At 45.6% G+C, this 25,711-nt stretch carries 27 protein-coding genes, 1 tRNA gene and 1 pseudogene; 17 read left to right on the forward strand and 12 right to left on the reverse strand.

Annotation, left to right across the window (positions count from 1 at the left end; genetic code table 11):
• Nucleotides 1-125: 125 nt before the first annotated feature.
• A pseudogene (locus BM202_RS39255) lies at nucleotides 126-287 on the reverse strand (transposase); the annotation flags it as partial.
• Nucleotides 288-375: 88 nt separating this feature from the next.
• On the opposite strand from BM202_RS39255, the gene BM202_RS34150 reads away from it, so the two are divergent.
• From BM202_RS34150 to BM202_RS34170, 5 genes are all read left to right on the forward strand, one after another.
• A complete protein-coding gene (locus BM202_RS34150) occupies nucleotides 376-1,728 on the forward strand; it encodes an SPX domain-containing protein (protein WP_093834717.1) in 1,353 nt (450 codons plus the stop codon).
• An 8-nt stretch (nucleotides 1,729-1,736) separates the two neighbouring features.
• Nucleotides 1,737-2,057, forward strand: a complete 321-nt coding sequence (locus BM202_RS34155; protein ID WP_093834719.1) for a hypothetical protein — start codon at nucleotides 1,737-1,739, stop codon at nucleotides 2,055-2,057.
• Nucleotides 2,058-2,161: 104 nt separating this feature from the next.
• On the forward strand, nucleotides 2,162-2,974 hold the full coding sequence (locus BM202_RS34160; protein WP_093834721.1) for an HNH endonuclease: 813 nt from the start codon (nucleotides 2,162-2,164) through the stop codon (nucleotides 2,972-2,974).
• A 20-nt stretch (nucleotides 2,975-2,994) separates the two neighbouring features.
• Nucleotides 2,995-3,522, forward strand: coding sequence for a hypothetical protein (locus tag BM202_RS34165; RefSeq protein ID WP_093834723.1), 528 nt, complete (start codon nucleotides 2,995-2,997; stop codon nucleotides 3,520-3,522).
• Nucleotides 3,523-3,541: 19 nt separating this feature from the next.
• Entirely contained in the window at nucleotides 3,542-4,510 is a 969-nt protein-coding gene (locus BM202_RS34170; RefSeq protein ID WP_093834725.1) for a DUF5677 domain-containing protein, read from the forward strand.
• Between the two features lie 87 nt (nucleotides 4,511-4,597).
• On the opposite strand, the gene BM202_RS34175 is transcribed toward BM202_RS34170, so the two are convergent.
• A complete protein-coding gene (locus BM202_RS34175) occupies nucleotides 4,598-5,167 on the reverse strand; it encodes a DUF308 domain-containing protein (protein WP_245776921.1) in 570 nt (189 codons plus the stop codon).
• Between the two features lie 181 nt (nucleotides 5,168-5,348).
• On the reverse strand, nucleotides 5,349-5,669 hold the full coding sequence (locus tag BM202_RS34180; RefSeq protein ID WP_093834727.1) for a hypothetical protein: 321 nt from the start codon (nucleotides 5,667-5,669) through the stop codon (nucleotides 5,349-5,351).
• Nucleotides 5,670-5,953: 284 nt separating this feature from the next.
• On the opposite strand from BM202_RS34180, the gene BM202_RS34185 reads away from it, so the two are divergent.
• The 3 genes from BM202_RS34185 (at nucleotide 5,954) to BM202_RS34195 (ending at nucleotide 10,103) form a co-directional block, all read left to right on the forward strand.
• Complete coding sequence (locus BM202_RS34185; protein ID WP_093834729.1) at nucleotides 5,954-7,288, forward strand: hypothetical protein; 1,335 nt, start codon at nucleotides 5,954-5,956, stop codon at nucleotides 7,286-7,288.
• Nucleotides 7,289-7,712: 424 nt separating this feature from the next.
• Nucleotides 7,713-8,765, forward strand: a complete 1,053-nt coding sequence (locus BM202_RS34190) for a phage integrase SAM-like domain-containing protein (RefSeq protein ID WP_143100853.1) — start codon at nucleotides 7,713-7,715, stop codon at nucleotides 8,763-8,765.
• A 3-nt stretch (nucleotides 8,766-8,768) separates the two neighbouring features.
• Entirely contained in the window at nucleotides 8,769-10,103 is a 1,335-nt protein-coding gene (locus BM202_RS34195; protein ID WP_093834733.1) for a phage integrase SAM-like domain-containing protein, read from the forward strand.
• A 767-nt stretch (nucleotides 10,104-10,870) separates the two neighbouring features.
• Here BM202_RS34195 and BM202_RS34200 read toward each other — a convergent pair.
• From BM202_RS34200 to BM202_RS34215, 3 genes are all read right to left on the reverse strand, one after another.
• Nucleotides 10,871-11,584, reverse strand: coding sequence for a PAS domain-containing protein (locus BM202_RS34200; RefSeq protein ID WP_218160654.1), 714 nt, complete (start codon nucleotides 11,582-11,584; stop codon nucleotides 10,871-10,873).
• Nucleotides 11,585-13,009: 1,425 nt separating this feature from the next.
• The gene (locus tag BM202_RS34210; protein WP_093834739.1) at nucleotides 13,010-13,333 is read right to left on the reverse strand and encodes a hypothetical protein; all 324 of its coding nucleotides are present in this window, start codon (nucleotides 13,331-13,333) and stop codon (nucleotides 13,010-13,012) included.
• A 383-nt stretch (nucleotides 13,334-13,716) separates the two neighbouring features.
• Nucleotides 13,717-14,001 carry a hypothetical protein gene (locus BM202_RS34215; RefSeq protein WP_093834741.1) on the reverse strand — a complete coding sequence of 95 codons (285 nt, stop codon included), beginning with the start codon at nucleotides 13,999-14,001 and terminating at the stop codon, nucleotides 13,717-13,719.
• A gap of 361 nt (nucleotides 14,002-14,362) precedes the next feature.
• Here BM202_RS34215 and BM202_RS39260 point away from each other — a divergent pair, with 361 nt between their 5' ends.
• The 6 genes from BM202_RS39260 (at nucleotide 14,363) to BM202_RS34245 (ending at nucleotide 17,271) form a co-directional block, all read left to right on the forward strand.
• Nucleotides 14,363-14,428 (forward strand): DUF4113 domain-containing protein, encoded by a 66-nt coding sequence (locus tag BM202_RS39260; RefSeq protein ID WP_093834776.1) that lies wholly within the window; start codon nucleotides 14,363-14,365, stop codon nucleotides 14,426-14,428.
• A gap of 19 nt (nucleotides 14,429-14,447) precedes the next feature.
• The gene (locus BM202_RS34225) at nucleotides 14,448-14,651 is read left to right on the forward strand and encodes a hypothetical protein (RefSeq protein ID WP_093834743.1); all 204 of its coding nucleotides are present in this window, start codon (nucleotides 14,448-14,450) and stop codon (nucleotides 14,649-14,651) included.
• A 48-nt stretch (nucleotides 14,652-14,699) separates the two neighbouring features.
• Entirely contained in the window at nucleotides 14,700-14,879 is a 180-nt protein-coding gene (locus BM202_RS34230; protein WP_093834745.1) for a hypothetical protein, read from the forward strand.
• 479 nt (nucleotides 14,880-15,358) lie between these two features.
• A complete protein-coding gene (locus BM202_RS34235; RefSeq protein ID WP_177236803.1) occupies nucleotides 15,359-16,066 on the forward strand; it encodes a TIGR04255 family protein in 708 nt (235 codons plus the stop codon).
• Nucleotide 16,067: 1 nt separating this feature from the next.
• Nucleotides 16,068-16,580, forward strand: a complete 513-nt coding sequence (locus BM202_RS34240; RefSeq protein WP_093834748.1) for a hypothetical protein — start codon at nucleotides 16,068-16,070, stop codon at nucleotides 16,578-16,580.
• A 31-nt stretch (nucleotides 16,581-16,611) separates the two neighbouring features.
• Nucleotides 16,612-17,271: a hypothetical protein gene (locus BM202_RS34245; RefSeq protein WP_093834750.1), complete on the forward strand. Its 660-nt coding sequence runs from the start codon at nucleotides 16,612-16,614 to the stop codon at nucleotides 17,269-17,271.
• A 48-nt stretch (nucleotides 17,272-17,319) separates the two neighbouring features.
• Here BM202_RS34245 and BM202_RS34250 read toward each other — a convergent pair whose 3' ends face one another.
• The 4 genes from BM202_RS34250 to BM202_RS34265 form a co-directional block, all read right to left on the reverse strand.
• Nucleotides 17,320-18,171 carry a DNA/RNA non-specific endonuclease gene (locus BM202_RS34250; protein ID WP_177236804.1) on the reverse strand — a complete coding sequence of 284 codons (852 nt, stop codon included), beginning with the start codon at nucleotides 18,169-18,171 and terminating at the stop codon, nucleotides 17,320-17,322.
• Between the two features lie 339 nt (nucleotides 18,172-18,510).
• A tRNA-Gly gene (locus BM202_RS34255) sits at nucleotides 18,511-18,583 on the reverse strand.
• Nucleotides 18,584-18,635: 52 nt separating this feature from the next.
• Entirely contained in the window at nucleotides 18,636-19,907 is a 1,272-nt protein-coding gene (bioA, locus tag BM202_RS34260) for an adenosylmethionine--8-amino-7-oxononanoate transaminase (protein ID WP_093834754.1), read from the reverse strand.
• An 84-nt stretch (nucleotides 19,908-19,991) separates the two neighbouring features.
• Nucleotides 19,992-20,504 carry a KdsC family phosphatase gene (locus BM202_RS34265; protein WP_093834756.1) on the reverse strand — a complete coding sequence of 171 codons (513 nt, stop codon included), beginning with the start codon at nucleotides 20,502-20,504 and terminating at the stop codon, nucleotides 19,992-19,994.
• A gap of 47 nt (nucleotides 20,505-20,551) precedes the next feature.
• Here BM202_RS34265 and BM202_RS34270 point away from each other — a divergent pair, with 47 nt between their 5' ends.
• The 3 genes from BM202_RS34270 (at nucleotide 20,552) to BM202_RS34280 (ending at nucleotide 23,963) form a co-directional block, all read left to right on the forward strand.
• Nucleotides 20,552-21,973, forward strand: a complete 1,422-nt coding sequence (locus BM202_RS34270) for a methyltransferase RsmF C-terminal domain-like protein (protein ID WP_093834758.1) — start codon at nucleotides 20,552-20,554, stop codon at nucleotides 21,971-21,973.
• Nucleotides 21,970-23,007: an alpha/beta hydrolase gene (locus BM202_RS34275; protein WP_093834760.1), complete on the forward strand. Its 1,038-nt coding sequence runs from the start codon at nucleotides 21,970-21,972 to the stop codon at nucleotides 23,005-23,007. Before BM202_RS34270 ends, BM202_RS34275 begins: the two co-directional genes overlap by 4 nt.
• 140 nt (nucleotides 23,008-23,147) lie before the next feature.
• Nucleotides 23,148-23,963, forward strand: coding sequence for an enoyl-ACP reductase FabI (locus BM202_RS34280; RefSeq protein ID WP_093834762.1), 816 nt, complete (start codon nucleotides 23,148-23,150; stop codon nucleotides 23,961-23,963).
• An 88-nt stretch (nucleotides 23,964-24,051) separates the two neighbouring features.
• Here the strand turns inward: BM202_RS34280 and BM202_RS34285 are convergent, their stop codons facing one another.
• Both BM202_RS34285 and BM202_RS34290 read right to left on the reverse strand, forming a co-directional pair.
• A complete protein-coding gene (locus BM202_RS34285; RefSeq protein ID WP_143100855.1) occupies nucleotides 24,052-24,564 on the reverse strand; it encodes a hypothetical protein in 513 nt (170 codons plus the stop codon).
• Between the two features lie 166 nt (nucleotides 24,565-24,730).
• Nucleotides 24,731-25,711: an alkaline phosphatase D family protein gene (locus BM202_RS34290; RefSeq protein ID WP_394333824.1), complete on the reverse strand. Its 981-nt coding sequence runs from the start codon at nucleotides 25,709-25,711 to the stop codon at nucleotides 24,731-24,733.

Raw genomic sequence — 25,711 nt, forward strand, 5'->3', positions numbered from 1 at the left:
TTCCCGTCTCCCCTGGAGAAGATGCCGACTGCCTTTTTTAGTATATCGCGTTCAAGCTGAGCGTCTTTGAGTTCTTTCTGTAGCCGTTTGATCAGTTTCTGTTCTTCGCTCAGCTCGGTGGCCGCAGTTGCAACTTGACCAAGGCTTTTATGGCTTTGCCGCCATTTGGTGATCCGACTCGAATCAATGCCGAGTTCACGAGCGACTTCTTGTACAGAGCCTTTCGCGTAGGACAACTCGATGGCCATCCGTTTAAATGCCTCGTCGAACACACGTCTTTTCTTCATGGGTACTTTTGGGTTTGTTCCCAAATGTGCCTAAAAACTGTCTCCAGTCAAATGTAGCAAGTTCAGCGATAAACTAAAAGGGCTTGATGTGTCAGCAAAAACGCTGCAATACAACCAGCTAAAAGAGCAAATCAAATCAGCTACCGCCTTTACCCGTGAACAGAAAACGGCTATCGAGGGAGTTGGTAGCGCCCTGACTACGAATGAGCGAATCTCAAAACGGCTTAACCAGGAAGTAAAAGAGCAGGGAGATAACGTAACCGAATCGCTAAAAAACCAGGCGGCCGCCATTCAGGCCCTGGTCGACAAAGGTAAAAGCGCCATTGCCGGACTAAACAAAGAGCGGGTAAATATTGACGTTGCCCCACTGGGAGCAACCGTCGTTAAGCCATCGGCGCCGGTTGCTCTGGGTATTGGTTTAGATCCGGCCGTTTACCAGAATACGAACGCGCAGGTTGCCGGTATTGTCAGCAACTTTGAGAAAATAAAAGCGCTAAATCCAGCCGTTTTTAAATCCACTGATGCAAGAAACTACTTATCGGCTATTCAATTGGCAGGGCCGAGCTTAGAGGCTTATGGCAATGAAATTGAGCGTATTAAGGGCCTGATTGCTACAATGACTCTGAATAAGGTAGCCGTACCGCCCGAACTGATAGAGCAGCTAAAAACCCTCAAAAAAGCCGTTTCCGATGCGTTTGCCGGGGCGGGGGCTGTCGATGCTCAAACGAATACCGGCGAAAAAGGGGATATACAGGCAAAGTATATCCAGAAAGCTCAGGATGTTATTGCGGCCCTGAAAGCAAAGGGAGTTGAGGTAAAGCAAACGGTTGAGGAATTGGCAGGCAATTTGCAAGATGCCGCCGAATCACTGAAGGGTAAAGCCGTAGGAATACTGGCAGCCATTGGTGAGGGTATCGGGGCCGGTGAAAATCCGCTGAAGGTTGTGCTCAAAACAATCCTGGGTTTCTTAGGTGACTTTTTAATCCAACTCGGGGCTAAGGTTCTGCTGACGGGTTCGCTACTAACGGGCCTTAGCGCAATTGCTCCCTTTTTAATTCCCTTTATGGCAGCGTCAGGGCTAAATGGTCCGGGGGCGGTAATTGCGGGCGGTGCTATGATCGTAGGGGGTGGACTTATCAAAGGGTTTGCCGGATCATTCGAGGGGGGCGGACTCTTCAAAGGTGAAAGTCTTATCCGGGTGGGTGAATCGGCTCGGGCCATAGCGGGGGGCGGTGAATTTGTGGCTCCCGTTGCGCTGGGGGCTGACCTTATTTCCGCTCGAATTATGAGGAACCTCGACTTTGACAAAATGAGAACGCCAACTACCTCGCCGATAGACAGAAAAGTCAACATAGGGCTCAGTATAGAGTCATGGGTTCGCGGTTCTGACTTATTGCTGGTACTTAACCAGGCCAAAGAAGATAATTATTACTTCCGTTAAAACACCTTATGATACACCCCGTAGTACTCCAACAATGGAAAACTGACGTAGGCTTAGCTACGGCTTGCGCCAATATCATCACGGCTCAGCAGGAGCTTAGCCGGTTAGCCCTGACGCTGGCCAGCTCAACCAGGGCCGCTAGTCAATTAGCCCGCTTAATTGCGCCCCCTATCGTTCCATTGCAACTAGCTAACTTAGGGCTCCCACGTATGCCGGTGGGCTCGTTACTCGAAATACATTGGCACAACCTAGCCGGTCAGATAGAGCGGCCGGTTCTATTAACTAGTCGGCTTCAATACTTAACGGCAGGTAGTCAGAAGAAAAGGTAAGCACGCTATCATAGCAAGAACTAACAAGCAAAGCCCTGCTGAGTGATTGGCAGGGCTTTGTCTTGTAAATAGGTTACTTTAGCTTACTTATTCTGAAGTACCTTATGAAGAGATGTATATGGTGTCGAAAAGCCGAAGGTCAGGCGAGTTTTAATAAATTGGCGCATACGATCCCTCAGTCCTTGGGTGGTAGGGATATTTGTAAAAATGTGTGTGATTCCTGTAATGCTTATTTTGGTTGTCCCCAAAGTGGAAAGCCATCCATCGAAACGGTGCTCAAAGAGGCATTAAATGTTTCTCGATTCAGAATATTGACTAATGACAAACCATTAAAAAAAGGGCACGCAGCCGGAAGATTTACGTCAACTTATTTTGATATAAATTTCAATGCGAATCCTGTAGTTATAAAATTAAAACGTTCTTTCAGCTTTCGACCTAATTTTCAGGAGATAATCACTAGGCAGTTCAAAAGAGGGCTGTATAAAGTGTTTCTCGAAGAAACAGAAAGGCAGCGCGGTAATGCGTTGGATGATAAATTCAATTTTATTCGAGAGTTCGCCCGTTATGATTTGAATGACTGTCCTGTAATACACTTCGAGCGTAGTGTTGGTATGCTAATGATATCAAACAATTTAATTACGCACCCAAAGCTATACGTAGACCCCTCTGAATACTACTTAGATTATTTGTCGGATGAATATAGCTTTCTAGAATTTGAACTCTTGGGCCACGTTTTTGCTATCGCTACTTCTCGGCTCTGGGAGTTAAGCATTGATTTGTACATCAAAAAGTGTTCAGAGACGAAGAAGTATTATTTTAACGGATTCCGGTTCGTCAAGGAATTTGATGATATTGATCTGGCTCTTAGTCGCTGTTTTAATAATAATCGAGATGCTAAGTTACTCGGCATAAAATAAATGATAAGACCTCAGTCATTATGGCTTCCAAACAGGATTCTGACGAGTTATTTGAATTAACTGGTAACTCCCCTTCCTCATGGTTGCATCAGGCCCGTTCGCTCAAGACAGCCGCCCAATTACCTCTGGATGAGTTAGCGAGAATTAAAGCGTCTGATTTGTCACCAGCCGACCGTAGCGAGGCTCTGATGTCGCATATACAATCCTACATGTTGCTAACTAGCTTTTCCTTTGAGAATCTGATCAAAGGTATTCTTACTAGCAGGAAACCCAATATGGTTGACGGGAAGAGTTTAAGTACCGCTTTATGGGACAATAAGAATGGACATAAGGTTGTAGACATCATTCCTGCTGATATTATCCTTAGTGATCAGGAAAGAGACCTCTTTATTCGGTTACAGGCTTTTGCGATCTGGGCCGGGCGTTACCCGATTCCAATGAACTCCCATGATTACCACTCGGCTCAAAGCTTGTTAAAATATGAGACTACCGATCCGTTGATAGCGGAGGAATTGTTCTTTCGGTTGGTCAAATATGTGATTTATTAATTCTAGCTTTCATTTAGAAATGCCACACAAGAAAACCGAACCTGTACCATCTATACTCTCGCGCGAGATAGAAGAAGCTGATATTATTGAAGCTATAGGCCTGTATACAGAAGGTCTTGATGAGTTTGTAAACTTTGGCACTCAAATAATTGATTGGGAGCTAAAGCGGGACGAGATGAAGCAACTAGATGTCGTGGTAATATCAAAGTTTCGGAATATTCTTGAGTTAGCCGACGCAATCTCTGTGCTACTAAAACAAGGTGCCGTTGATCCATGTAAAATTGTACTGCGTACCTTATTTGAAATCACATTAGGCCTTGAATATGTGCTACAGAATGATTCTGATAGGCGAGCCTTATGTTATAGATTTTTCGGATTCAACCGTCAACTCACTCTTGATAAACGACATGATCCACAAAATTCAAATTACAAGACATATCAAGAAGAGTACAAGTATGGGCATGTATTTCAAGGTGTCCCCGAGATTACTAACCTAAAAGAGCGAATTGATTTTTTGCAAGGATGGATCGACCGACCTGAACACGCAGTGGTGAAAGCAGAGTTTCATCAAGTAAAGAAATCAAGCCATGAGTGGTTCACTCCTTTTAGCGAGTTATCCAATATGGACTCAAACGGCAACCCTAAACTACTTCGGGGCATCAAGGATTTGGCCAAATATCTTCACAAGTTTGACCTGTATGAAATTTTGTATAAAGATTGGTCAACCTCAGTTCATGGTCTAGATACTATAACGGGCACTTTTTTTAGAAGCGGTGAAGACGGTTTATCAATGTTAGCATTGAGACAGCCATTAATCGCTCATGAAGTAACTAATATTACTTTTCGGTTTGTTGAATCAGCACTAAGCCTAATGACAAAACGCAATATGGATAAGTTTGGAGAGATCATATGGTGGTACAAATCGTTTGACATTAACTATCTAAAACCAATCTTTACAAAGACTTTAAGTTTCACTTTACCTACATAATATACGTTTGCTTGATGCAAAAAGACCCGGCACTACCAGCGCCGGGTCTTCGATAACCCATTCTCTACAAGGTCTCAATACACCCCTTTAAAGGACGGATGTTGCCTGCGTTCGCATCTGGGTAGTAAGCACGATAATGAGAATACCCAAAATAATCGGGAAGACGCCAATGAAGCCCATCGAATCGGTAAAACCCGCTGGGAGCAGTAGCAGCGTGAAGGTCAGCCCACCAGCCGCCAGTACGCTGGCAAAATGAACAAAGCTACTACCGCTTATTCCAGCCGCTCCTCTCACGCCACGGGCTCCCATAAACCCGTACATGGCCTGAACAGCTTGTAGAAAGGCGTACATCATCGCCCAGAACCCCAGCATATCCACAAAGCCCCCAATCGTGCCCTTCGAGAACAGGACAATTGCGATACCAAAGCCAATATCGGTGATCCCGTGCAGGACACCCCAGATATTATTTTTATCCAGCCGGTTGGAATAAGCAAAGAGTAGTTGCAAAATCCCGGCCAGAATAGCCATAGCGCCAATGAGTTGGCCCGCCTGCGCTGAGTACGTAGTAGCAAAAACAAACATAGTGGCCCCAATCAATATGTAGAGGATACCCCTGGCAATCATCAGCCACCAGCGTGGCGCAGTTAAATTCTTCATTTTCATAGCGTTGAGTTTGTGTATGGCCCAACCTGCCGTAGAAGATGTTTGTTTGTTAATCCAAAATGTGGGAATCGCTAAAGGGCCGTTTTTGGCCTTGAGTAAACAGTAAGAAAGGCCATAAAAAAGCCGACACCAGAAGCATCGGCTTTTCAATAACCCACTCTATGAGAAAGCCGGTTTAGGCCTCCAGTTCTTTTATTTTGCTTTCGACAAATTCATTCATCTGCACCTGAAATTGCCGTAGTTGCTGAACCGTGTTTAAGGCCGTAGGAGCGCTTAAATTACGCAGGGGTTCACCATCACCCCTTAGCAGGTATTCAGCCGATATACGGGGCTCTACGGCGCATATACGTTCGACAAGATCAAAGCTGGGTCGACGCTCCTGATTGACTACGTTAAATAATGAAGCGCGATTTAGCCCATGCTCATTGGCAAACTTGTATGGTGTAGTTTTCAGGGCGACTAAGGCAGTTTTGACCCGCTCATTAAAAGGTAGCATTAGGATAGTCCTTTAGATGAGATAAAAATAAGCCCTTATACGCTTTAGTGCAAATAATTATAAGACTTTAGAAAAAAGAAGAACATAGAGTTGTATTTTAGTCTAAAGTCTTATATGTTTGTTAAGCTGATTAGAAACGGAAGCGGCTATATAGAATCACTAAGTGAATGCCTGGCCAAAACGGTAGATATCTGATTGCACCAAAAACAGTAAACCCCTTCGCTTCTAGTTTCTGAGGCCGGTAGCGGAGGGGTCAAGTATCAACACTTTAACGCACAGTTATCATGTCAACGGGACAAAAGTACTCGGGGAAAGGGGATTCTACAACCCCACCAACACCAAACGGCTCTCCTATTGAGCAAACGGGCGAAAACGGCCCACCAACGGCAAAGCCAACGCTTTCGGCTAATGCCTTCACCTTTGATGAATTGGTGCTGTTCAACGGGCTGCCCGATGTCGGAAAGACAATTATTGCTACGTTAGTCAATTCTGGGAGCTACCAGCCCGACCAGTTAACCCGGGCGCTTGTTTACCTAGCGCAACACCCGCAAATCGAAAGCCTTCAGGACGAATCGCTGCAAGCGGTCTTAGTTGAACCAGCTCAACAGATACCCTTCACGATTGAGGGAGCACGGGGACAAGCTGTTGACCCCATTACCATAGAGCTACCGGCCTTTCTGGTGTGGCAAATTCGGGATGCTGAACGGACCAAAAGCCTGCTTTCAGCTATTGAGAAGGTATTCGATGCCTTTTCCAGCAGCGAGGACGGCAAAAATATTGATGAGGATATCAATCAAATGGTGGCGTATACGGCCCTACGGATGGACCTAATGAAGGTAATCGAAACGGCCGCCCGGCAAGTAGGCACCTACGAAAAACCAAAGGTGTCTGATTATTTGTTTGATACACCCCGTCTTGCGCTGAGCGATCCCCAGGCTGATAGCGAGCCGGTACTGGTCAATGACCCGCGCGCCTGTACGGACATTGACCAACTACAGGAGTGGGTACACATTCTCCAGAACATGGGCCGGTTACAAGCCAAAGTTTCAGCTAACTATGAAAAAATAGACGCTAATAACACGAAGATGTTAGACGCTCAGAGCAAACGAATTATTGCCCTGGAGCATCAGGCAACGATTTATCAAGGTCTTCTGGATTCCCAGCAAAACAAGACCATACGGTACGAGCACGAGCAGAAACTACCTCAGGCACTCCCCTATATTGACCTGACGCTTTATTTAGGGGATGCAGGCGAATCTGACGTCGAACTAGTTCGCTTTATTCTGGATGAAGCTGCGAGGGAAAAACTAAAAGAAGTCTACAGGAAAATCACTATTGACGAAACGGAAGAGGCCTTCTTTGCCAACGAAGAATACAGTAGGTTACAGAATATACTAGCCCGGCTGACGCAGGCAATAACGGAGACTGCCAACGATAGCTTCATCCGATCTACTTATCAGGATCGCCCCGCTGTCTATGTAAGCACGGTTGAGTCCGCTCTCAAACGGCTATTGACCCGCAAGGCGGCTTTTATCGAGGAGTACTCCGTCTTTACGAGCCCCGAAACGGAAGAGTCAGAGCCCAATACTATCCCGCCTGAATTATCACCCGACGCGTAACCAATCTTTTAGCGCGTACAAAATGGACTGGAGTAGCTAGGACGTTGGTTACTCTGGTCCATATAAAACTAGTTTATTCACTCTTATCTAACGCTCGTTGAGCCTAACTCTTGTTCTAAGTATGTATAAGTATCATCGCCCAGACAGTACCCTTGATGTACGATTTGAGTTTAAAGCCAATCAAGTCCGAAAAACAGCCCCATTAGGAACACCCGATGCTAAGGCAGATCATGACGGTTATGTTTGCGTCCGCCTTACGATTGGGGACAATAAGTTTGGACCCTTTTCGACAAGCATTAAAACCTTTTATGAAATCTGGAAAAATCGTCAATCTGACCCTATACCTTCAGATAGTCAAGAGCTAATCAAGGCACTAGGTAATTATCAAGGCCGTATTGAATCGGCTCACGAAACTCTGCTACGCATGGAGCAGCCCATTGATGGGCAGGCGATCATGAATGTGGTGCGCAGTGATAATCCCAGTGGCAAGCTCATTACTTTGGCGCGGGTCTATGACGAGTTTATGGCTGCCCGCCGGGACATGGTTGAAGATAGCCGAAGAAAGCGCACAATCGACCAAATATCATCAGCCACCTATGAGACTTACCCTAAGCGGTGGACATTGATTCAGGGTTACTTAGTCCACATCAAACGGAGTCAATTTCCGGTGCGGGGTGTCATGTACAGTTTTGCGACTGACCTCAAGGAATGGCTGAATAAGCAACGGAAGCCCGATGGGGATCGCTATAATCCAGCCACCATCAACAAGGTTATTTCGTTACTGAAGATGCTGATGGGTTATGCTCTCAGTAAGGGATATATTGGCTTTAATCCCGTCCGAGATTTTGCTTGCCGGGGCGGCTCGGTAGCGAATCCGAAACCCCTATCTAAAGAGCAACTTGACGATCTGGAGACGTGCCCCTTGCCTCATTTGTTACGTCACATCTGTGATAGTTGGTTAGTAGCGGGCGAGCTATGCTTACATTATGCCGATTACATGAATTTGCCTAACATCAAATTCATTACTAAAAACGGGATTGAATTCATTCAACATCCGAGGGCTAAGCAGCAGGGCTCCAATCTGAAACAAACGGTAAATGTGACCGAACGGGCTAAGCGCTTAATTGAGAAATGGGGTGGCGTCAAGGGCCTCTACTATCGACACAGTTCGGTTTTTAGTAAGGCACTTAAAGAAATTGCCGAGGAAGCCGATTTAAGGGATGAAGACGGCAATCTAATTGGCCTACAGTTTGGACAGGGACGGGATTCGGGCCTGACACAACGCGTTATTGATGGAGCCAATGGGCTTCAACTATCCGCTATTGCAGGCTGGTCTAACCCAGCTTATGCCAATCGGTATGTCGGAAATCCATTAGGAGTGGTTGGGGAGTTTGTTAGAAATATTCCCAAGCAGATAACCCCAACGCCAAGTACAGACCAATCGAAAACCTTTATCCGCGTTCATAAAACTGCTTAAGTCATGAATCACCAACCCGTTTATTACACCGAACACCGCGTACGCTTTGAGTTCAGAAAATGCCGCAAGCTTGTTGAAAAGCAAAAGGCAGGCACCGTCTACATTTGTCTTTACGTGAAAGGGCACGAAATAGAACTGTTCTCATCTCAAATTCGCTGCGCTGCCGCCGACTGGCAGGGTCGCGGTAAGCCTCGTGCCCCTGAGTCGGTTAAGCAGCTTGAACGCGCCTTGGTACTTATCAAGGAGTCGGCTTATAATGCGGCTCGGAGTTTGCATGCTGATGGCAAAGTAATCACACCCAGTGCCATCCGAGAGGAAATGGAGTATGCTAGCCAGCCTTTGCTTAGAGCCGAAGAGGTGTTTAAGAAATTTCTGGATTTTAAGCGGCAGCAAATTGGTCCTGACCGAGCCGAATTGCGTTCAGTCGGGCAGATATGTAAGGGTACCTTTCGGCAATATGAACACCGATGGCATGCTTTTTGCCTGTTCCTTAAGGCGAGAAGAAAGGAGAAAATTTTACTCTCAGCCATTGACCAGCCCCTGATTCAACAATTTTATTACTCTATGCTAAATCAATCTGTTAGTGCTTCAACCGCCACGAAGCGTGTAAAGATTGTAACAGAGCTATGTCAATGGGCATACCGTGAAGGGTTGATTCGGGAATTTCGATTAGGCGGTTTTCGGGGGCAAGCGTTGGCGGCTAACCTACCCTATAATGTAAGTGAGGAAGAGGTTCTCCGGATTGAGTCTATTGAAATGCCTACCACATTGGCCTGTGTTCGGGATGGCTGGCTATTAGCCCGCGAGCTATGTTTACACTTCGGGGACTACATTGACTTAAAGCCCCAACACTTCGTAGTCGATAAGCAGGGGCGCCTACTCTTTGATAAAGCCCGCAATAAGCAGGAGGCTGGCCGCAATATCCGACAAGCCTCTATAGTCTCCGAGCGGGCCATGTCAATTTGGTATCGATATGGGCAACAAATCCCCTGTAAAATGCACAATAGCGGGTATGGGCGCTATTTAAAAGAAATCGGGGCTGTGGCCGAATTGAGTCAACCCCTGATCTTTTCTCATGCCCGCGATTCAGGTATTTTCAGGCTGGTTGCGTCGGGCTGTCCCGAATTTGTTATTCGGCTGGCTGCTGGCTGGACAACCATGAAACAGTTGAGTCGCTATGTAAATCACGACCGACGGCTATTGGAGACTTATCAAGCGCCAGCCGTTTATATGGGTCACGCTGTTGAACAGGCTTCTCCCTACGGCTCTCTGGTGCGTCGCGATAAATCAGTTCTTCCCGTAACCGTTGACGAAAAAAGCTTATGGTCATCTTCCTAGAATCTAAAGATACAGAGGTGGTGTAGTTTCCCCGCTGATTCAGTTATTTATGCTCGACGATTGAATTAAGCGTAAACACTAGTTGAGAGTGGGGATAAGGCCCAGTTCACTGGTTGGATCGGGCCTTATGTACTCTGAAAATATAGACATTTGTCCAAACGATCAGAACATTTCCCTCAAGAGTGTTATCATTAGGTATAAGCAAAATATCTTCTCCCTCCTAGCGCCACCAAACCAGCCTCTGGGTTATTGCCCCGCCTGTTCGCAGGGCGGGGCTTTTTCTTACCGAATAAATGGGTAGAAAAGAAGAGGTGCAGGGTGATTGATCAAACAAAAAAAGCCCCTCACGTAGAGGGGCAATCCTGCTTTATTGAGCTAGATAATTTAAGCAATGCTATCGTATTAAATAAAAGCATCGGAATGAGCATTTTACTTATTTTTTAATATAAATAGTAACATAATTACCTTATTCTGTAGGCAATTTAAAGTTTTTTATTAAAAAATAGAATAAATGAGCACTTATTAGTTCTATTTGTAACTATGGAAAGCGAACTGGTTAAGCTAGACTTACAAGTTGAAGTTCTAAAAGGAATGAAGCTCATGCAGTATACCTGGGGCTACCTAGCCGAAAAATCCGGGGTTGTCGTCGGTAGTCAAACCTTAGCAGACATACCCGAACTCCTGACCAGGGCGATACATAGTCAGAAAGTTTAGCCGTAGCCCGACATAACACTGAATCTGTAACTCTTTTAGGACTCAAATGGGGCTCACTTAACGTCACGCTCGATCGCGGAAAAATGAGTTAAAGCGCCCTGACGGCTGTATAAGGGCTCGATGTGCATGTAACACAGGTAAGGGGAACCTCCTTTCCGGTAATTCAATAACTCAACCTCCACGGGTTGCGATGAGGCTAACTGCTCTCCGACATACTGTACAGTAGTCCGATCGGTACCCGGCCCTTGCAATAGTTTCGTACTTTTGCCCACGACCTCCTCAAGCGGATAACCAGTTAAGCTCTCAAAATTTTGACTCGTCCATAATATATTTTTCTGTAAGTCGGTGATAATGAGAGTATCCCCCTGGCTTAACGATTGATAATACGCATGCTGTTGTGGCGGGGTTAGCGACCAGCTAAAGAGCTGATGGAGTTGCTCAAATAGGACCATATCCGTCGCTTGCTGCTGCTGTTGGGCAATCCAGACGTCTAACTCAACCGACTCGGTCTGTTGACGAGTCAGGGTCAACTTCCGTCTGAATTTGTTGATCATCTGGCTCTGCGCTTGTTGAGCGGTGTAGCGATTGATCGTTTGGGCCCACCCCAGCGGATTGAGGAATAAACTGACCTGGGCCATTTCCCGTTGGTGGCGCTGATCTAACCGAAACTTAGCTTGCTCTTCAGCGGCTTGATTATCGATTAATTCCTGGTGATGGTTGGTCCGCAAGGCTAGTCGCAAGAGCGACCATCCGTCGGGGATTGACATGGTTGGCTTCTGACCCATTTACTGAAATGGCTTAGGGGTAGACAAGAACTCGTCTTTTGATCGACTGCTCCAGGATTAGGGCAGCCTACCAGTAGTTCTATTTAGGTAGAAACCACCAATAATACCTAAATGTTGAGTTGGGGATCGTAGTAGCTTACTTAGGCATTACAACTATACCCCAGCCTTTGCCGGGGCAACTGCTGGCTAAATCATTGTTTAGTGAAAAAGCAATACGCGAATCCATCCCGGATCGATTGCCTTCAATAGCGAGGCGAGATCGGCTTAGCGCAGGAGCGGATTGATCATTGGGCCAAAAATCACGTTGGCAACGCTTGTTCGAAGGAGACTCATTGAGGGAAAGTACCCCGCAACCTCAGTTTATGCCAACTAATCAATGGATTCCCTATAGAGCTTGTTAGCAGAAGAACTTGGCTAATTGATTCAATGCCAATAGGTTATGTGTTACTAGCTATGATGTTTTTTTTCACTACGCTTGATTCAGACGACCAAGTCCGCGAATCTTGCTTCGGGGAGGTTGAATTAGAAGTGGGTTTGGGCATCCTGGATGATATTATCGCGCTAGGGCATAGACTAGTCAACCTCACCATTTTGGAGGCAGGGCGCCTCAGTACTATTCCAATGAATGAGGTGGAGACGGCCTACTTGCCCACGTTAAGACGACTCCAGAGCGCATGGCAGCAGCTTTTGACTAACCCGGTTAAAATTAGCGTACTTTATTCTCAAAGACTTCTGGAACTGCGAACTCGACGCATTCGACGGCACCAAATCTGCATTGCTCATCTAGAGGGGATCGTTCATCAGGCTGAACGTCGGCTTCAATACGCTTTTGCGACCATTCTCCGGCAACCTCACCGACGTCGAATGCTTCATCAACTTGAAGCCACCTTAAAGAGACACCAGCAAACTTTAATCACTGAGCAGGCTAGTCTACAGCGCTTTTTGGGTTGAGTACCTAGGGGTTTCTAATGCCAACGGGCAATAGAATTACCACATAGCCATAAAAGCCCCTTTTTAGCCCAATCTAGGAGAAAATAATGAATTTAATAGAGGTCCAGATTCTACTATTTTCCTTTTATAGGGTCGCTAGCGGAGTGCATTCAGTACATCGAGTCAGTACATTTAGGCAGGCAAAAACAAGAATTTTTCCTTTTTATAAATTTTTATTCACAGGGCTGAGGGGATGGCTGTGGATAAGTTCAAAAAGGGGTACATAGGGCCCTTTTCTTTAGGAGCGTAGACCGCAGGTCATTACGGGCAAAACCCCCTTTTGTAGCCATGTTTTGGGTATGCTTAGTATGTTCTGTAACCTGCCTAACATACCCTTTTGTAGGTTTTGTAGGGTAGTCGCTTTTAAGATAATAAGGCCCCTGTTTTTTTGAATAATTAAAACTAAATACCCACCCATTACGAATCGGCGCGAAGAATACGCTCAATTTCCTTCGCCCTGGCCTGCAACCGACTGAGTGTTGCATCCCGCTCTCCAATGGAGTCTGTGACGCTCTCTATAGCCGAAAAATACAGTAGATCCGCATCGCTCGCCTGATGGGCCAGATCATAGGCGTTGACTTCCGCCTGTGTTTGCGGATTAGGATACACTGGTAGTTCGTCGGCAAATACTTTAATAGGGGCGAACGAGGTGCTTATCGTTTCATTATCAGCTGTCTGATCCAACTGGAGAAATTCGTGGATGGCCTGATAGAGGTCTTGTTTGACAGTTTCGTTATCCATAAGTAAGGCGTGTTTTCTAAAAAAGCGCCTACTTAGTAACAGGTGAGTTCGAGTAAGGTTTTTTTAAGGCTGGGCAGACTACGTAAAAAGGGATGCTTACGGCTGGTTGTTGTAGCAACCGAATGAAGGCATGGCTACCAAGAAACAACGAGAGCTAATTTTCAATAAGTAGGGTGGTAAGTGGGCTTGTAGCGGCTGTGAGCTGACTAAAGGCTGGCATATTGATAAGTGGAGACTCATCCGACGAAATAAAAAATAGGATCGTAAAAAGCGTAAACGGGGGTGTGATGGCACCTACCAAAAAACCGGCAGGGCTCCATACAGATAACCAGATGCCTGCCAGTGCCCTGTAGGTGAGGCTTAGAGTCCAGCCTTTAGGGGCACTAGAAAGCCAGCAAACTTCGTATGTGCTCCAGCAGCGTCCTTTTGTATTGGTGAAAATCGGCCAAGGTATTTACCCGAAGGGCGCCGGATGTTTCCTTTAGCTGCTTAAAGGCGGTTGACATACGTTCATTCGGTGGTGGGGTACTGGCATGAAAAAATTGCCATCCTAAATCAACACTTGTCTTGATTTTTTCCAGTAGGATGGTCGGATCATCTTCGTATTGAATCTTGTCAAGCTCGCTTGATTCTTCAGCCAGTGCCTGTTTTATCTGTTGCGTGGTCATGGTAGGGCTTCTTGGTTAGTGTAACAGTTACCGGGTTCGTTAGCCCATGGGTCCTTTTTTTAGTTGGCAAACGATGGTATGCGTGACACTACCTGGCTGAAATGGAATGCTGCGTTGAGTTGCCCTCATTTGACTCGTCAGGTACTAAATTTAAGTAGGCACACTGACCATAAAATAACTAGCACTTACCTGTTGTCAGTGATGTCAGCTAGATAGTAAGGGAGTGGTATAAAAACAGCCACTACCCAGTAGGCGGTGGCTGTTGGTGGTTCTGCTTCTCCAATACTACTGGATTAGGAAAGGATATTAACTGATTAAAGGCAATACTGTTAATATCAATCCACAAAATTGAGCGTGTGGACTGAAGCAACAGTATTTGTCGCCCAGGTACACAACACGCTGGAAGGATATCTTGACAGCTAAATAATAACTGAGGCAGCTAGATTATGAACCGAGTCATTGCGCCAGGCGACTGGGTGATCGTTACACCCGTCAAAAATGGCATTACGCGTAAATCGTACAAAGCCACCGCGATTGCCTGGATGTCCTCGGGCAAACTCAAAGTTCAACCCGATGGGGATAAACGCCAAATGTCGAAACTGGTCAATAGTGACGATGTAAAGAAGCTGGCCGATAAGCCTACCCAGTAGCCACTGAAAAGATTAATTCAGAAACTAAATAACACCCTAAAGATTGCCATGACACAAGAACAGATTAAAGAAGTTTGGGCCCGGAAGGTAGCCTTGCAAACCGCCTTGAATGCTTTAGCCGATTTGCCGGAAAATGAGCGGGCTATCTCGGAGTTGAAAGAAGGGATAGATTCCTGTAACACGGAGCTAGTTTCAGGCACGTATGATCCACCCCTAGAAGCTGATTAAATGAAATGGTAAAAATCCCTAGCCCTTTTACAAGTTAGCGTTACTAATCGTAACGCCGTTAGAATACAAATGTATCCCCAATCATTTGTTAATAAAGAGGAGAAGATATTGGAAGTGAATAGTAACGCATTTGATGTGCCGAAACCAGCTTATATGGATACATATTTTTTTTGCTCGAAAAACTATAATGTCATAGATATATTCCTTTTAATCAATTAAAATTTCTTTTTGTACTTATTTAATACAATGTTTGTTTGTCATCTACTACCTTCGCATCCCGTCGGGATGCGAAGAAAATCTATGAAGAATCTTAAAACAACTTAAAATTAGGATTTTTCTAACATCCAGCAATCTAGTTCGTTTTATTTGAGGTAGGTATCACGTGTAGGATAAATATTGCCAATCCTGACGGATCTGAAAAGCTGTATAAAAACAGAAGCTTACTAAGTTGTAGGCATGACGCTTAATACATTTTTAAATTGTTACCTAAAGAAATAATTCCCAATCCGCTATTGAGCTCAACGGTGGAACTCAGATTTCAAAATGAGTTTTCACTTGAATTTGTAGACAAAATCTTGCCTAGCAAATTGCAACAAGAGTTTAATATGCTGAAGGAAGATAGACCATCTGAGAATAGCAGCTTGGATACGTCGAATAATATAGTCTTTAAAAACGAAATGTTTTTAGTGGCTATAGATAAGAAGTCGATGATATTTGAAAACGTCAAAAACTATCAACTATGGGGTAATTATTTTGCGTTCATCAAAAATGTAATTAATTCAATTAGTGACCAAGATATACAGTCCTCTGTAGAAAGAGTAGGGATTAGGTATATTAGTTTTTTTGCAAAAACTGACAAAGTCACTATGATTTTAAAAAAACCATTTTTAATGGTTGAAGATGAAATTGGAGAAATAACTGATTCTAGCTTTTACGGCAACTTTACTTTTCAAAGAAATCTATATAGATGTTCTATACAGATAGGTAATAAAATACAATTTCCTGGAGAAAGTGACGTAAAAGAAGGATGTGTTATAGATTTAGATGTATCAATTAGTGACAATCTACCTAGATTTAAAACCACAGCGTTATTTGATATAATTGACTCATTGCATGATGAAGAGAAAGGTCTTTTTGTGGCAGTAATGAGCGAAGATTTTTTGAACTCTTTAACTATAAAATACTAAAATGGATGCATGTGCAATTGAATATAAAGTTGACTACGGTGTTATAGCCTTTGTTAATGCTACTCATACTAAATCCTCTTATAGTGGTTTACCTTTATTACCTCATGAGAGAACCACAAAAACTTTATTACGACCATTTTCTGATCCTAAGATTGATGCCTTAAAAGCAAGAATTAAATCGGAAATAGAACGCTATCCCCAGTATTTGCCCGAAGATGCGGAAAACATCCAAGATTTAGTAAATGACATGGCGGGCTGGATTGCCTCCATCGAGTTTGAAAAAGTAGCAATAGAGCTTACTCCCTCATCCACATTGAAATTTAAATTTTTACTAGAGAGTGATAGACAGTTAATAATAACTAAGCCTCTTGATAAGAATGAATTAGCTAAGGATGAAGTTTTTTTTAGTCTTTTCTTTAACAAGGAACTCTTGGTGAGTGATGTTAAGAATGTTTACGAATTGGTCCAAGGGCTTAATAAGTTTAATAAAAACCAAGCTTTCCTCAATAAATAACTCAAGTTATTCGAAAGCTTTAATTCCATTATTGAGTTATAAACTTAGTCTCAATTTCACTGAAATTGAGACTAAGTTACTGCTTGTTAGAAGATCAGATAAGCCATATTCTGAAACATTTGATGAGTTTGGTTTTTTAAAGGAGCAAGCTATTCCGAAGGTAGAATGGCCTGGTATGTCCATAAACTTATTGGGAGCGAAATTTAAGCCAGGTGACATAAAGTATATTCAGACTAGTAGCTCAGCAGAGCCTTGGAAAGGGGAGAGTGTTAAATATGCTGATTTAATTAAAAACATAACAATTAAAGAAGATGTTATTCCTATTTATTTCTGGTATGAGGATATGAATGCAAAATCTTTCCCTTACGAAAGGCCTAAAGATCAAGTGCAGAAACTAATGTTGGAATCTTTGGGGTACAGTGCGACAGAACTAGCTAAGTCAGACTTTGTTAAATTAAAAGGAACAACTAGCATTGAACATGCTCCTACTAAGTCGAATTACTGGCATGTAGAATTAGAAATGAAGCATGCGGATGGGACTTTATTTGTGAGGAAAGATACAAAAAAAGGGTGGGCCGGTAAAGCCGCTCAAGCTGTTTCAGATATTATTTCAGTTAAGGCATTTAGTGATTTAACAATAGGCAACGAAGTTTATCGAATTGAAAAAAAAAATTATCTTTTAAATAAATAGTTTTACTTACCAAGCATTTCAAATGATAGGTAAAAATATCAAATTGAATTACTTATCTATTTTGGCTTCAATCACTTTCTGCACATTCTCCGGTACGTTTGACAGCAGATTATAGCCCGTCTGCTTTTCCAGCTCGTCCACGCTTACCAGGTAGCTTCCCCACGCTCCTTCACCCGTCGCATTTGTATTTGGCATCCAGACCGCAATAACTCGTGTTTGCGCGTTAATCCTATTCACATCGTCCGATCCTACCGGCAATACCACGATCACCTTCCACAGAGCAGCAGGAACGCTTAGTTTGCTACTAGCAATACTAATTGCCTTGCCGTTGTCACCCTCACCACCTTTCCCCGCTGTTCCAGCAATAATGTAGAGTTCATTTCCCTGGGCCACCAGCGTCCGGGCGTAGTCCTCCAGCCGTAGCCAGGATTGGCGGTTGAGTTGAGGTGCCTGGGGCACAATGTTGGATAGGATAAATGTGGTCTTGTTTTCCTCAGCTGTACTGTCCCGATCATCCGACGGGCATAGGTGGCCACGATCAAATCCGGTATTAGTGTAATCCGCATGCCTGGCGACGTACCAGCCAGAAGGTAGGAGCGTCTCTGGAATGAAGTTACCTGCGTAGCGCGTTGCCGATCCTTTCCAGGCTGAGCTTAAATGCCAGCTACACCAATTAGCGATACCCGTAGACTGGTTATACGAAAGTGAGTACGTAGCGCGGATGATTAGGTACGCATTAGGGCTGGACTCTGAGGCCCTGGCTCCGTCGGGATTACCTAGCGCCATGTTATCGTCGCGAGTGGGGGTGGTGTAGGCCTGAACAGGAACAGATGGTTTTTTACACTGGTCGAGTGAAAGGATTAGTAAGAGACCAATAAGGAGACGGAAACAATGCTTCATGCAGTCAGGCGCTTTTCAATAGTGGTGAAAGTGAAAAAAGTGAAGGCGTAAACAAATACTTTTTTTAATAGCAAGATGGTAGAGCTATATAAGGACCCTACAATTGCCAGTCAGAAAACAGAAATTGCTACGGCCTTAGGATCGATTATATTCGGATAAAATAATTTTTAAAGCGTACAGCCAATTCCTGGACTCTACTATCTACCATAAAATAGCTTATAAATAGCTTAGAGCAATCCTACAAATGTTGTACCTAGGGTTGTACCTGTATCTTTTCAATTACAGAAAAAGCCAGCTAGAAATCTATCTAACTGGCTCATTGCGAAGGGCTTACTCTTGAGCGGGAAATGGGGTTCGAACCCACGGCCTGCAGCTTGGGAAGCTGCCGCTCTACCAACTGAGCTACTCCCGCATTGGTCTGACAAAGGTGATTGATTAAAACCTAAATGTCAAGCTGTAGCTATTCAGATGACAGTTAATAAGGCTTTTACTTGTTTATAGACATATGTCAATTGCTCGTCAGTTGTGCAATAGGGTGGCATTAGATACAATACATTCCCTAGCGGACGCATCAATATACCACAGTCCATCAGAAAGTTATAGGCCGTGTCGCGGATGTCGTTGAAGTAGGATGTCTGAGTACCCACGTTCAACTCGAAAGCAAGTAGCGTACCTCGTTGACGAATATTGGCAACGATTGTATAATTGGTTAACTCATGCACAAATTCGGTGTGGCGTTTCGCAATACGTTGGATGTTTGCCTGTGTTTCAGGTAATAGTAGTAAGTCCATACTAGCCAACGCAGCCGTGCAGGCAAGAGGATTGGCCGTGAATGAGTGACCGTGAAATAGTGTCTTGAACTTGTCATCGGAAAGAAATGCGTCGTAAAGGGCTTGAGAGCATGAGGTCACGCCCAACGCCATTGTTCCCCCGGTTAGGCCTTTCGACAAACACATTAGGTCAGGCTTAGCTTGCAGGTAGTCTATCGCAAACAGTTTGCCTGTTCGGCCGAAGCCCGTCATCACTTCATCAGCGATAATGAGCGAATCATGACGCCGTGCCACTTGAAATAGCTCGTCCAGAAAAGCCGGTTCATACATAACCATACCACCCGAACCCTGAACCAGCGGCTCAACGATGAAAGCCGCTACATCGTTTGTAAACAGTGTTTCGGCCTGTTTCAATACGTCGGCTTCCTGTCCAGCTGTAGGCACTGTCAAGTATTCGACGTCGAACAAAAAGGGAACAAATGGTGCCGTGAAAGCACTACGTCCGCTCACCGCCATGGCACCGAACGTATCGCCATGATAAGCATTCTCCAATGCAACTACTTTTTTGCGTGGTTGGCCCAGATTGTGCCAGTATTGAAAGGCCATTTTCAAAGCTACTTCAACCGCTGTTGAGCCGTTGTCTGAATAAAAAATCTTTGCCTGATTTCGCGGTAGAATTTCTAAGAGCCGTTCCGCTAACTCAACGGCAGGCTGGTGTGTGAAACCCGCGAAAATGACATGTTCCAACGTTTGAAGTTGCTCCGATATTCGTTGAGCAATGTATGGATGAGCGTGGCCGTGCAGATTCACCCACCACGATGAAATCATGTCCAGGTATTCGCGACCGTCGGCACCATACAGTATCGAGCCTGCACCCCGCACAATGGGCACAGGCAACGGAGCTGTCTGCATTTGCGTGAACGGATGCCAGATAACGGCCTGATCGCGTTCGGCTAACTTGTTCATTTTAAGAGATGTATACTTTAGGATGTATAATGGCAAATGAATAGCGCAACATTTTCAATTATTCATTATATCCTTATTCGTTTTTCAAATACCCCACTTTCCCTGCGCTTTCATTACCTGCTCAATTACATCCCGAACGGCGCCACGACCACCTGATTTAGGTGATACGTACTGACAAACAGCCCGAATCTCATCAACGGCGTCAGCGGGGCAGGTGCTTACTACGTTCGGGCGGCTTAAAATGGAGAAGTCGGGCAGATCATCGCCCATGTACAGGATTTCAGCTTCATTCAAACCGTCGCGGGCAATGTAGCCGAGGTACGCATTTATTTTCTGATCGCTTGGACCACCCATGAAAATGTCTTTCACCTGCATGGCGATTAGCCAGTTACGAACACCTTCCGAACTCGATGACGACAAAATGCCAACCCGAAAGCCAGCCTTCAATGCTTGTTCAATGGCGTAAGTGTCCCGTATGAAAACGGTACGAAATCGTTCGCCTGAAGCTAGTAAGTTGACACTGCCGTCGGTAAGTACGCCGTCTACATCGAGAATGAACGTTTTTATTTGCCTGAATTGGGCTTGTATCGCTGCCATGCTGCAAGTTTAGTGAAAACCGGCTGACTGTTCCGTATTTTTGTCGAATGACTACTCACGAACGGCCTTCGGCCGGAAAGCCCTCAGATGGAATTTCTCCGGCTGGGTTGCCTAAAGCGTTTCGGGCGCAGATGGAAGCCGAGTTAGGTCCAGCTTTTACCGGATTTGAGGCCGCACTGGCGCAGGCGGTACCCGTAAGCATTCGCATAAATCCGCGCAAGAATGTTTATAGTACGACTGATTTAGAGCCCGTTCCCTGGTGTCCTGAAGGATTTTACTTACCAGAACGCCCCAGTTTTACGCTCGATCCCTTGTTTCAGGCTGGTGCTTACTACGTGCAGGAAGCGTCGTCTATGTTGCTGGCTGAAGTGCTTCAGCAGACCACCAAGCTTAATAGGCCGTTGCGGGTGCTCGATTTGTGTGCGGCACCGGGAGGGAAAAGTACGTTACTGGCTTCGGCCCTGCATCCTGATAGTTTACTGGTTTGTAACGAGGTGATTCGCAGCCGGGTGTCGGTCTTACGCGAAAATCTGGAAAAATGGGGCTACCCCAACGTAGTGGCCAGTAACCACGACCCCGAACAAATGACCAATCTGGCGGGATTTTTCGATGTCGTTCTGGTCGATGCACCTTGTTCGGGCGAAGGATTATTTCGTAAAGATCCTGATGCCATGGACGAATGGTCGGAAGAGAACGTACAACTTTGTTCCGCTCGACAAAAACGGATTCTGGCTGCAGCCGCGCTCTTGCTGGATGAAGGCGGTATTTTGATTTATAGCACCTGTACTTATAATGACGCTGAAAATACGGATAACCTTCGCTATCTGGCTGCGAATGGTTTTCGGAATCGGGCGCTCGAATTGCCGGTCGAATGGAACGTAGTAGAAAAGCAGGCAGGTAATACAGTTGGGTATCAGTGTTACCCGCATAAGGTCCGGGGCGAAGGGTTTTTTATTAGTGTTTTTACGAAAACAGCATTCACGGCGACGGTAAAGCTGGATGCCCGTACGTTTCGCAGCATTCGGGCGCTACGTCCCCGTGAAGCGGCATCGGCGGCAAAGTGGCTCCAGAACCCTGCCGATTTTTCATTCTGGGAGAAACCCAACGGCGACGTAATGGCTCTGCCAAAAGCGCTGGAAAAGACGTTCCTTTTCTTGGACAGTGCCATCCATAATAAAGGATTTGGTCTGGAAATGGGTCAGTTTAAAGGGCAGGATTTTATTCCTTCTCACGCGCTTGCCCTGAGTACCGCCATTAATCGGGATTTACCGGCTTTGGCCTTGAGTAAGGAAGATGCACTTCGGTACTTTAAGAAAGAAAATCTGGTGTTCGATGAGCCTGTTAAAGGCTGGCTGTTAGCGCAATATAACGGTCTGAATTTGGGTTGGGTAAAAGGCGTTGGCAATCGGGTAAATAATTATCTGCCGAAAGACTGGCGTATCAGAATGGACATTAAGGAATACGTATGAAACGGTTTTTAACTATTTCCGGGCTGCTGCTGGCCGTTATCGTCGTTGGCTATTTCCTGGGTCCTTCAGCGCATCCTGACGCAATCAAAGATGAACCTATCATGCTTGATCCCGACTTAGTGAAGCTGGAACAAGGCATTTCCGATGCTGAACAGAAGTCAAACCTGCGCCCTGATAACGAAGCCCGCATTGTGTGGGCCGATAGTTCCCATAAGGTCAAAACGCCCTATAGTATAGTTTATATTCCTGGTTTTGGGGCAAGCTGGGCGGAGGGCGATCCGGTTCATAAGCAACTGGCTAACTATTTCGGTTGTAATTTGTACCTCGCCCGTACCCACGAACATGGCGTCAATTCACCCGATGCCTTTAAAGATTTAACACCATCGAATTATGCGGGTTCGGCCGAGCGGGCTTTGGCGATTGGTAAACAGTTAGGCGAGAACGTAATCATTATGGGTACGTCGGCAGGTGGGATGCTGGCGCTTTATCTGGCTGCCCATCATCCTGAAATAGAGGGTCTTGTCTTATATTCGCCTTGTATTGCTACGGCTAATCCAGCCCTGAAACTTGTTACAGGGCCCTGGGGTAAGCAAATTCTTAGCCAGGTATTTGGGGGGGAGCATGTCGTCAATTCCTACGATCAGCCGGGCCGTATTCGCTATTGGTTGCCTCAGTATCACACGAATGGATTAATTACGTTGCAAACGATGCTCGACGAGTGGATGACGCCCGATCAATTTCGAAAGGTGAAACAACCCGTTTTTATGGGCTACTATTATAAAGATGAGGACCATCAGGACAACGTAGTATCAGTGCCTGCTATGTTGAATATGTTTGACCAGCTAGGTACCCCGGCTAATAAGAAGGAAAAGGTCGATTTTCCCGAGGCAGGGGCGCATGTAATTGCCTCACATTTCACGTCCGGCGACATAAACGGCGTGTATCAGCGTACCTTAACATTCATGGAAAACGTATTGAAGTTGAAGCCAGTATCTACGCCAGCTCCTTTACTGACTCTCCGCCCGAAAAAATAAACTATTTTTGTCATTCCGATGAACGGGGAATCTTCGGTACAGAGGAAAAAATAGCCATAGTAAAAGATGCAGTTTTTTCTGCTTTAACCTTCCGGGTGAAATATAGAAAACTGTAAACCGAAAAACTGAAAACCTAGACAATGTCCTACGGATTACTGAAGGGAAAACGCGGCATCATTTCCGGTGCCTTAGACGAAAAATCAATCGCCTGGAAAGTCGCTCTGAAAGCGAAAGAAGAAGGTGCTACGTTTACGCTCACCAACGCGCCGATTGCGATGCGCATGGGCGCTATCAAACAACTTGCCGAGCAATGCAACGCCGAAATTATTCCGGCTGATGCTACGTCGGTCGAGGATCTCGAAAATCTGTTCACAAAATCGCAGGAGGTATTGGGCGGCAAAGTGGATTTCGTGCTGCACAGCATCGGCATGAGCCCAAACATTCGCAAAGGGAAACAATACACGGATCTTAACTACGATTGGTTCAAGCAAAGCATCGACATTTCGGCGTTGTCGTTTCACAAGATGTTGCAGACGGCTTATAAACTGGATGCGATTAATGAATGGGGATCGGTCGTTGCGCTAACGTACATGGCGGCTCAGCGAACATTTCCGTTTTACACCGACATGGCTGATGCTAAGGCCGTTCTGGAGTCGATTGCCCGTAGTTTCGGGTATCGTTATGGCAAATCGCATAAGGTGCGGGTGAATACCGTTTCGCAATCGCCAACGCCGACAACAGCGGGCGGAGGTATCGGGGGATTTGATAAGTTCTATGATTTTGCCGACAAAACGGCGCCGTTAGGCAATGCTACCGCCGATCAATGCGCTGACTACGTAGTGACCCTGTTCTCCGACCTGACCCGCATGGTTACGATGCAGAATCTGTATCATGATGGCGGCTTCTCAAACACGGGAATCTCCGAAGAAGTGATGGAGTTGATCAATAAACAATAACGAATTAAAACCCAGAAAGGAGGGAAGGTACACTACGAATCTTCCCTCCTTTCTGCGTTTTAATGGGTTTTGACTACCCCAAGCTGACTTATTGCGCCGTGACGTATGAGTACGTTGCCGTCAGCGTACCACCCGGATCGGTATGCGTGTGCGAAGTGGGGTAGCCCTGCGCATTGTATTGATACACGTATTGCGACGTATGAAACAGCATTTCAGCCCCATCCGGTCCTTCTATGTACTGAGTGACTGTCGCTGCGTTATTCACCTGAAGCGTGACAGTCGGTAGAATGGGATACAGCGTCCACAGATCGGAGACATTCTTTTTTGAATCATAGTTTGTGTAGCGCGTTACCATTTCTACCTGATATGTTCCTGTTTCAGGGTACTTGGTGAGATCGACCATTTGCATCAAATTCTCCTTGTTGTCATAGGCAAAGGTCATTGCTGTTTCTATTTTCCTGGCTCCACCTATATTCGTTTCTTCCACCCGTTTCAGGCGATTGTCCGGGAAATATTGATACGTTATCGTTGCCACTAATTTGCCATTGACGCTAAATTCTTCCGAGCGGCTAACGTTGTCGCCATCGAAGCTGTAAGTCACATACGATCCATCTGACACGTCCAGCTGAGTGAGTTGCTGGCCAGAATAGATGAGATTATGGACTACTTTCCGTACCTCCCCAGTGCCTTAGCGGTGTACGCCCAAACGCACACCGCTTACCTAAATGAATCATTGCGCCAGGTTTTAACCCGGTGTTCCATGTAGCTTAAAACGTAATTTTCTGGGTCAGATACGTTGCCTGATTGTCGCCGTTGATCTTAACGGTAGCCGTCAACGGCTTGTCGTTCCAGTTGACTGTAATAACGCCGTAGTTAAGTTTGGATACGATTTCGCCAATGCGATGCCGGTTTGCTTCCTCATGCGGGGCTGATACGTGGGTTAATCCGCTACTCGTAATATCGAACAGATCATACGGTAAGCCTGGCACGTTCACTTTCGAAACTTCGGCCATGTGCCGGTCACCACTAATCAGCATAGCGCCTTTGGGTTTCGTTTTGCTCAACAGATCCAACAGTCGTTTGCGGGCAGTAGGGAAATTGGCCCACTTCTCATAAACATGCTCTTCGGGGAGCACCTGAACGCCACTACCAATAATGTGAATGTCGGCATCGGAATTCGTAAGCTCGTTTTCCAGCCATTTCCATTGGGTTTCGCCCAGCATATCGCCGGAGGGATCAGGTACGTTTGCTTTCCCATCCTTCTTCAACGGGTCGCGGAAATAGCGGGCATCCAGCAGAATCACTTTGACTCGTTGTCCTTTCGGGCCATACGCATGCATGGAGTAAGCGCCTTCCTGCGTACGTAGCGGACTATCGGCTGGTACGTCCAGAAAATCGAGCATGACCTGCTGACTTTCTTTCCGTTTGGAATATTCCTTGCCACCATCGTTGACACCGTAGTCATGATCATCCCAAACGCCAATAATCGGTGTCGATTGCCGCAGTTGCTGATAAACCGGATTCGCTTTTTGTACGGAATATTTGGCCCGCAACGTGTCCATATTCTCCGAATCACCATAAATATTGTCACCGAGCCAGACCCAGACATCGGGTTTCTGCGCGACAATATCGTCCCAAAGCGGTTGTGGAAGACTCTGCCGACTGCATGAACCAAAAGCAATTGTTGTAATAGGCTTCTGCGTATTGGATGTTTCCTGCTTAGTGGAACGGCAGCCAGCCAACACCAT

The organism is Spirosoma endophyticum (assembly GCF_900112365.1).
In the GTDB taxonomy this organism is placed as follows: domain Bacteria; phylum Bacteroidota; class Bacteroidia; order Cytophagales; family Spirosomataceae; genus Spirosoma; species Spirosoma endophyticum.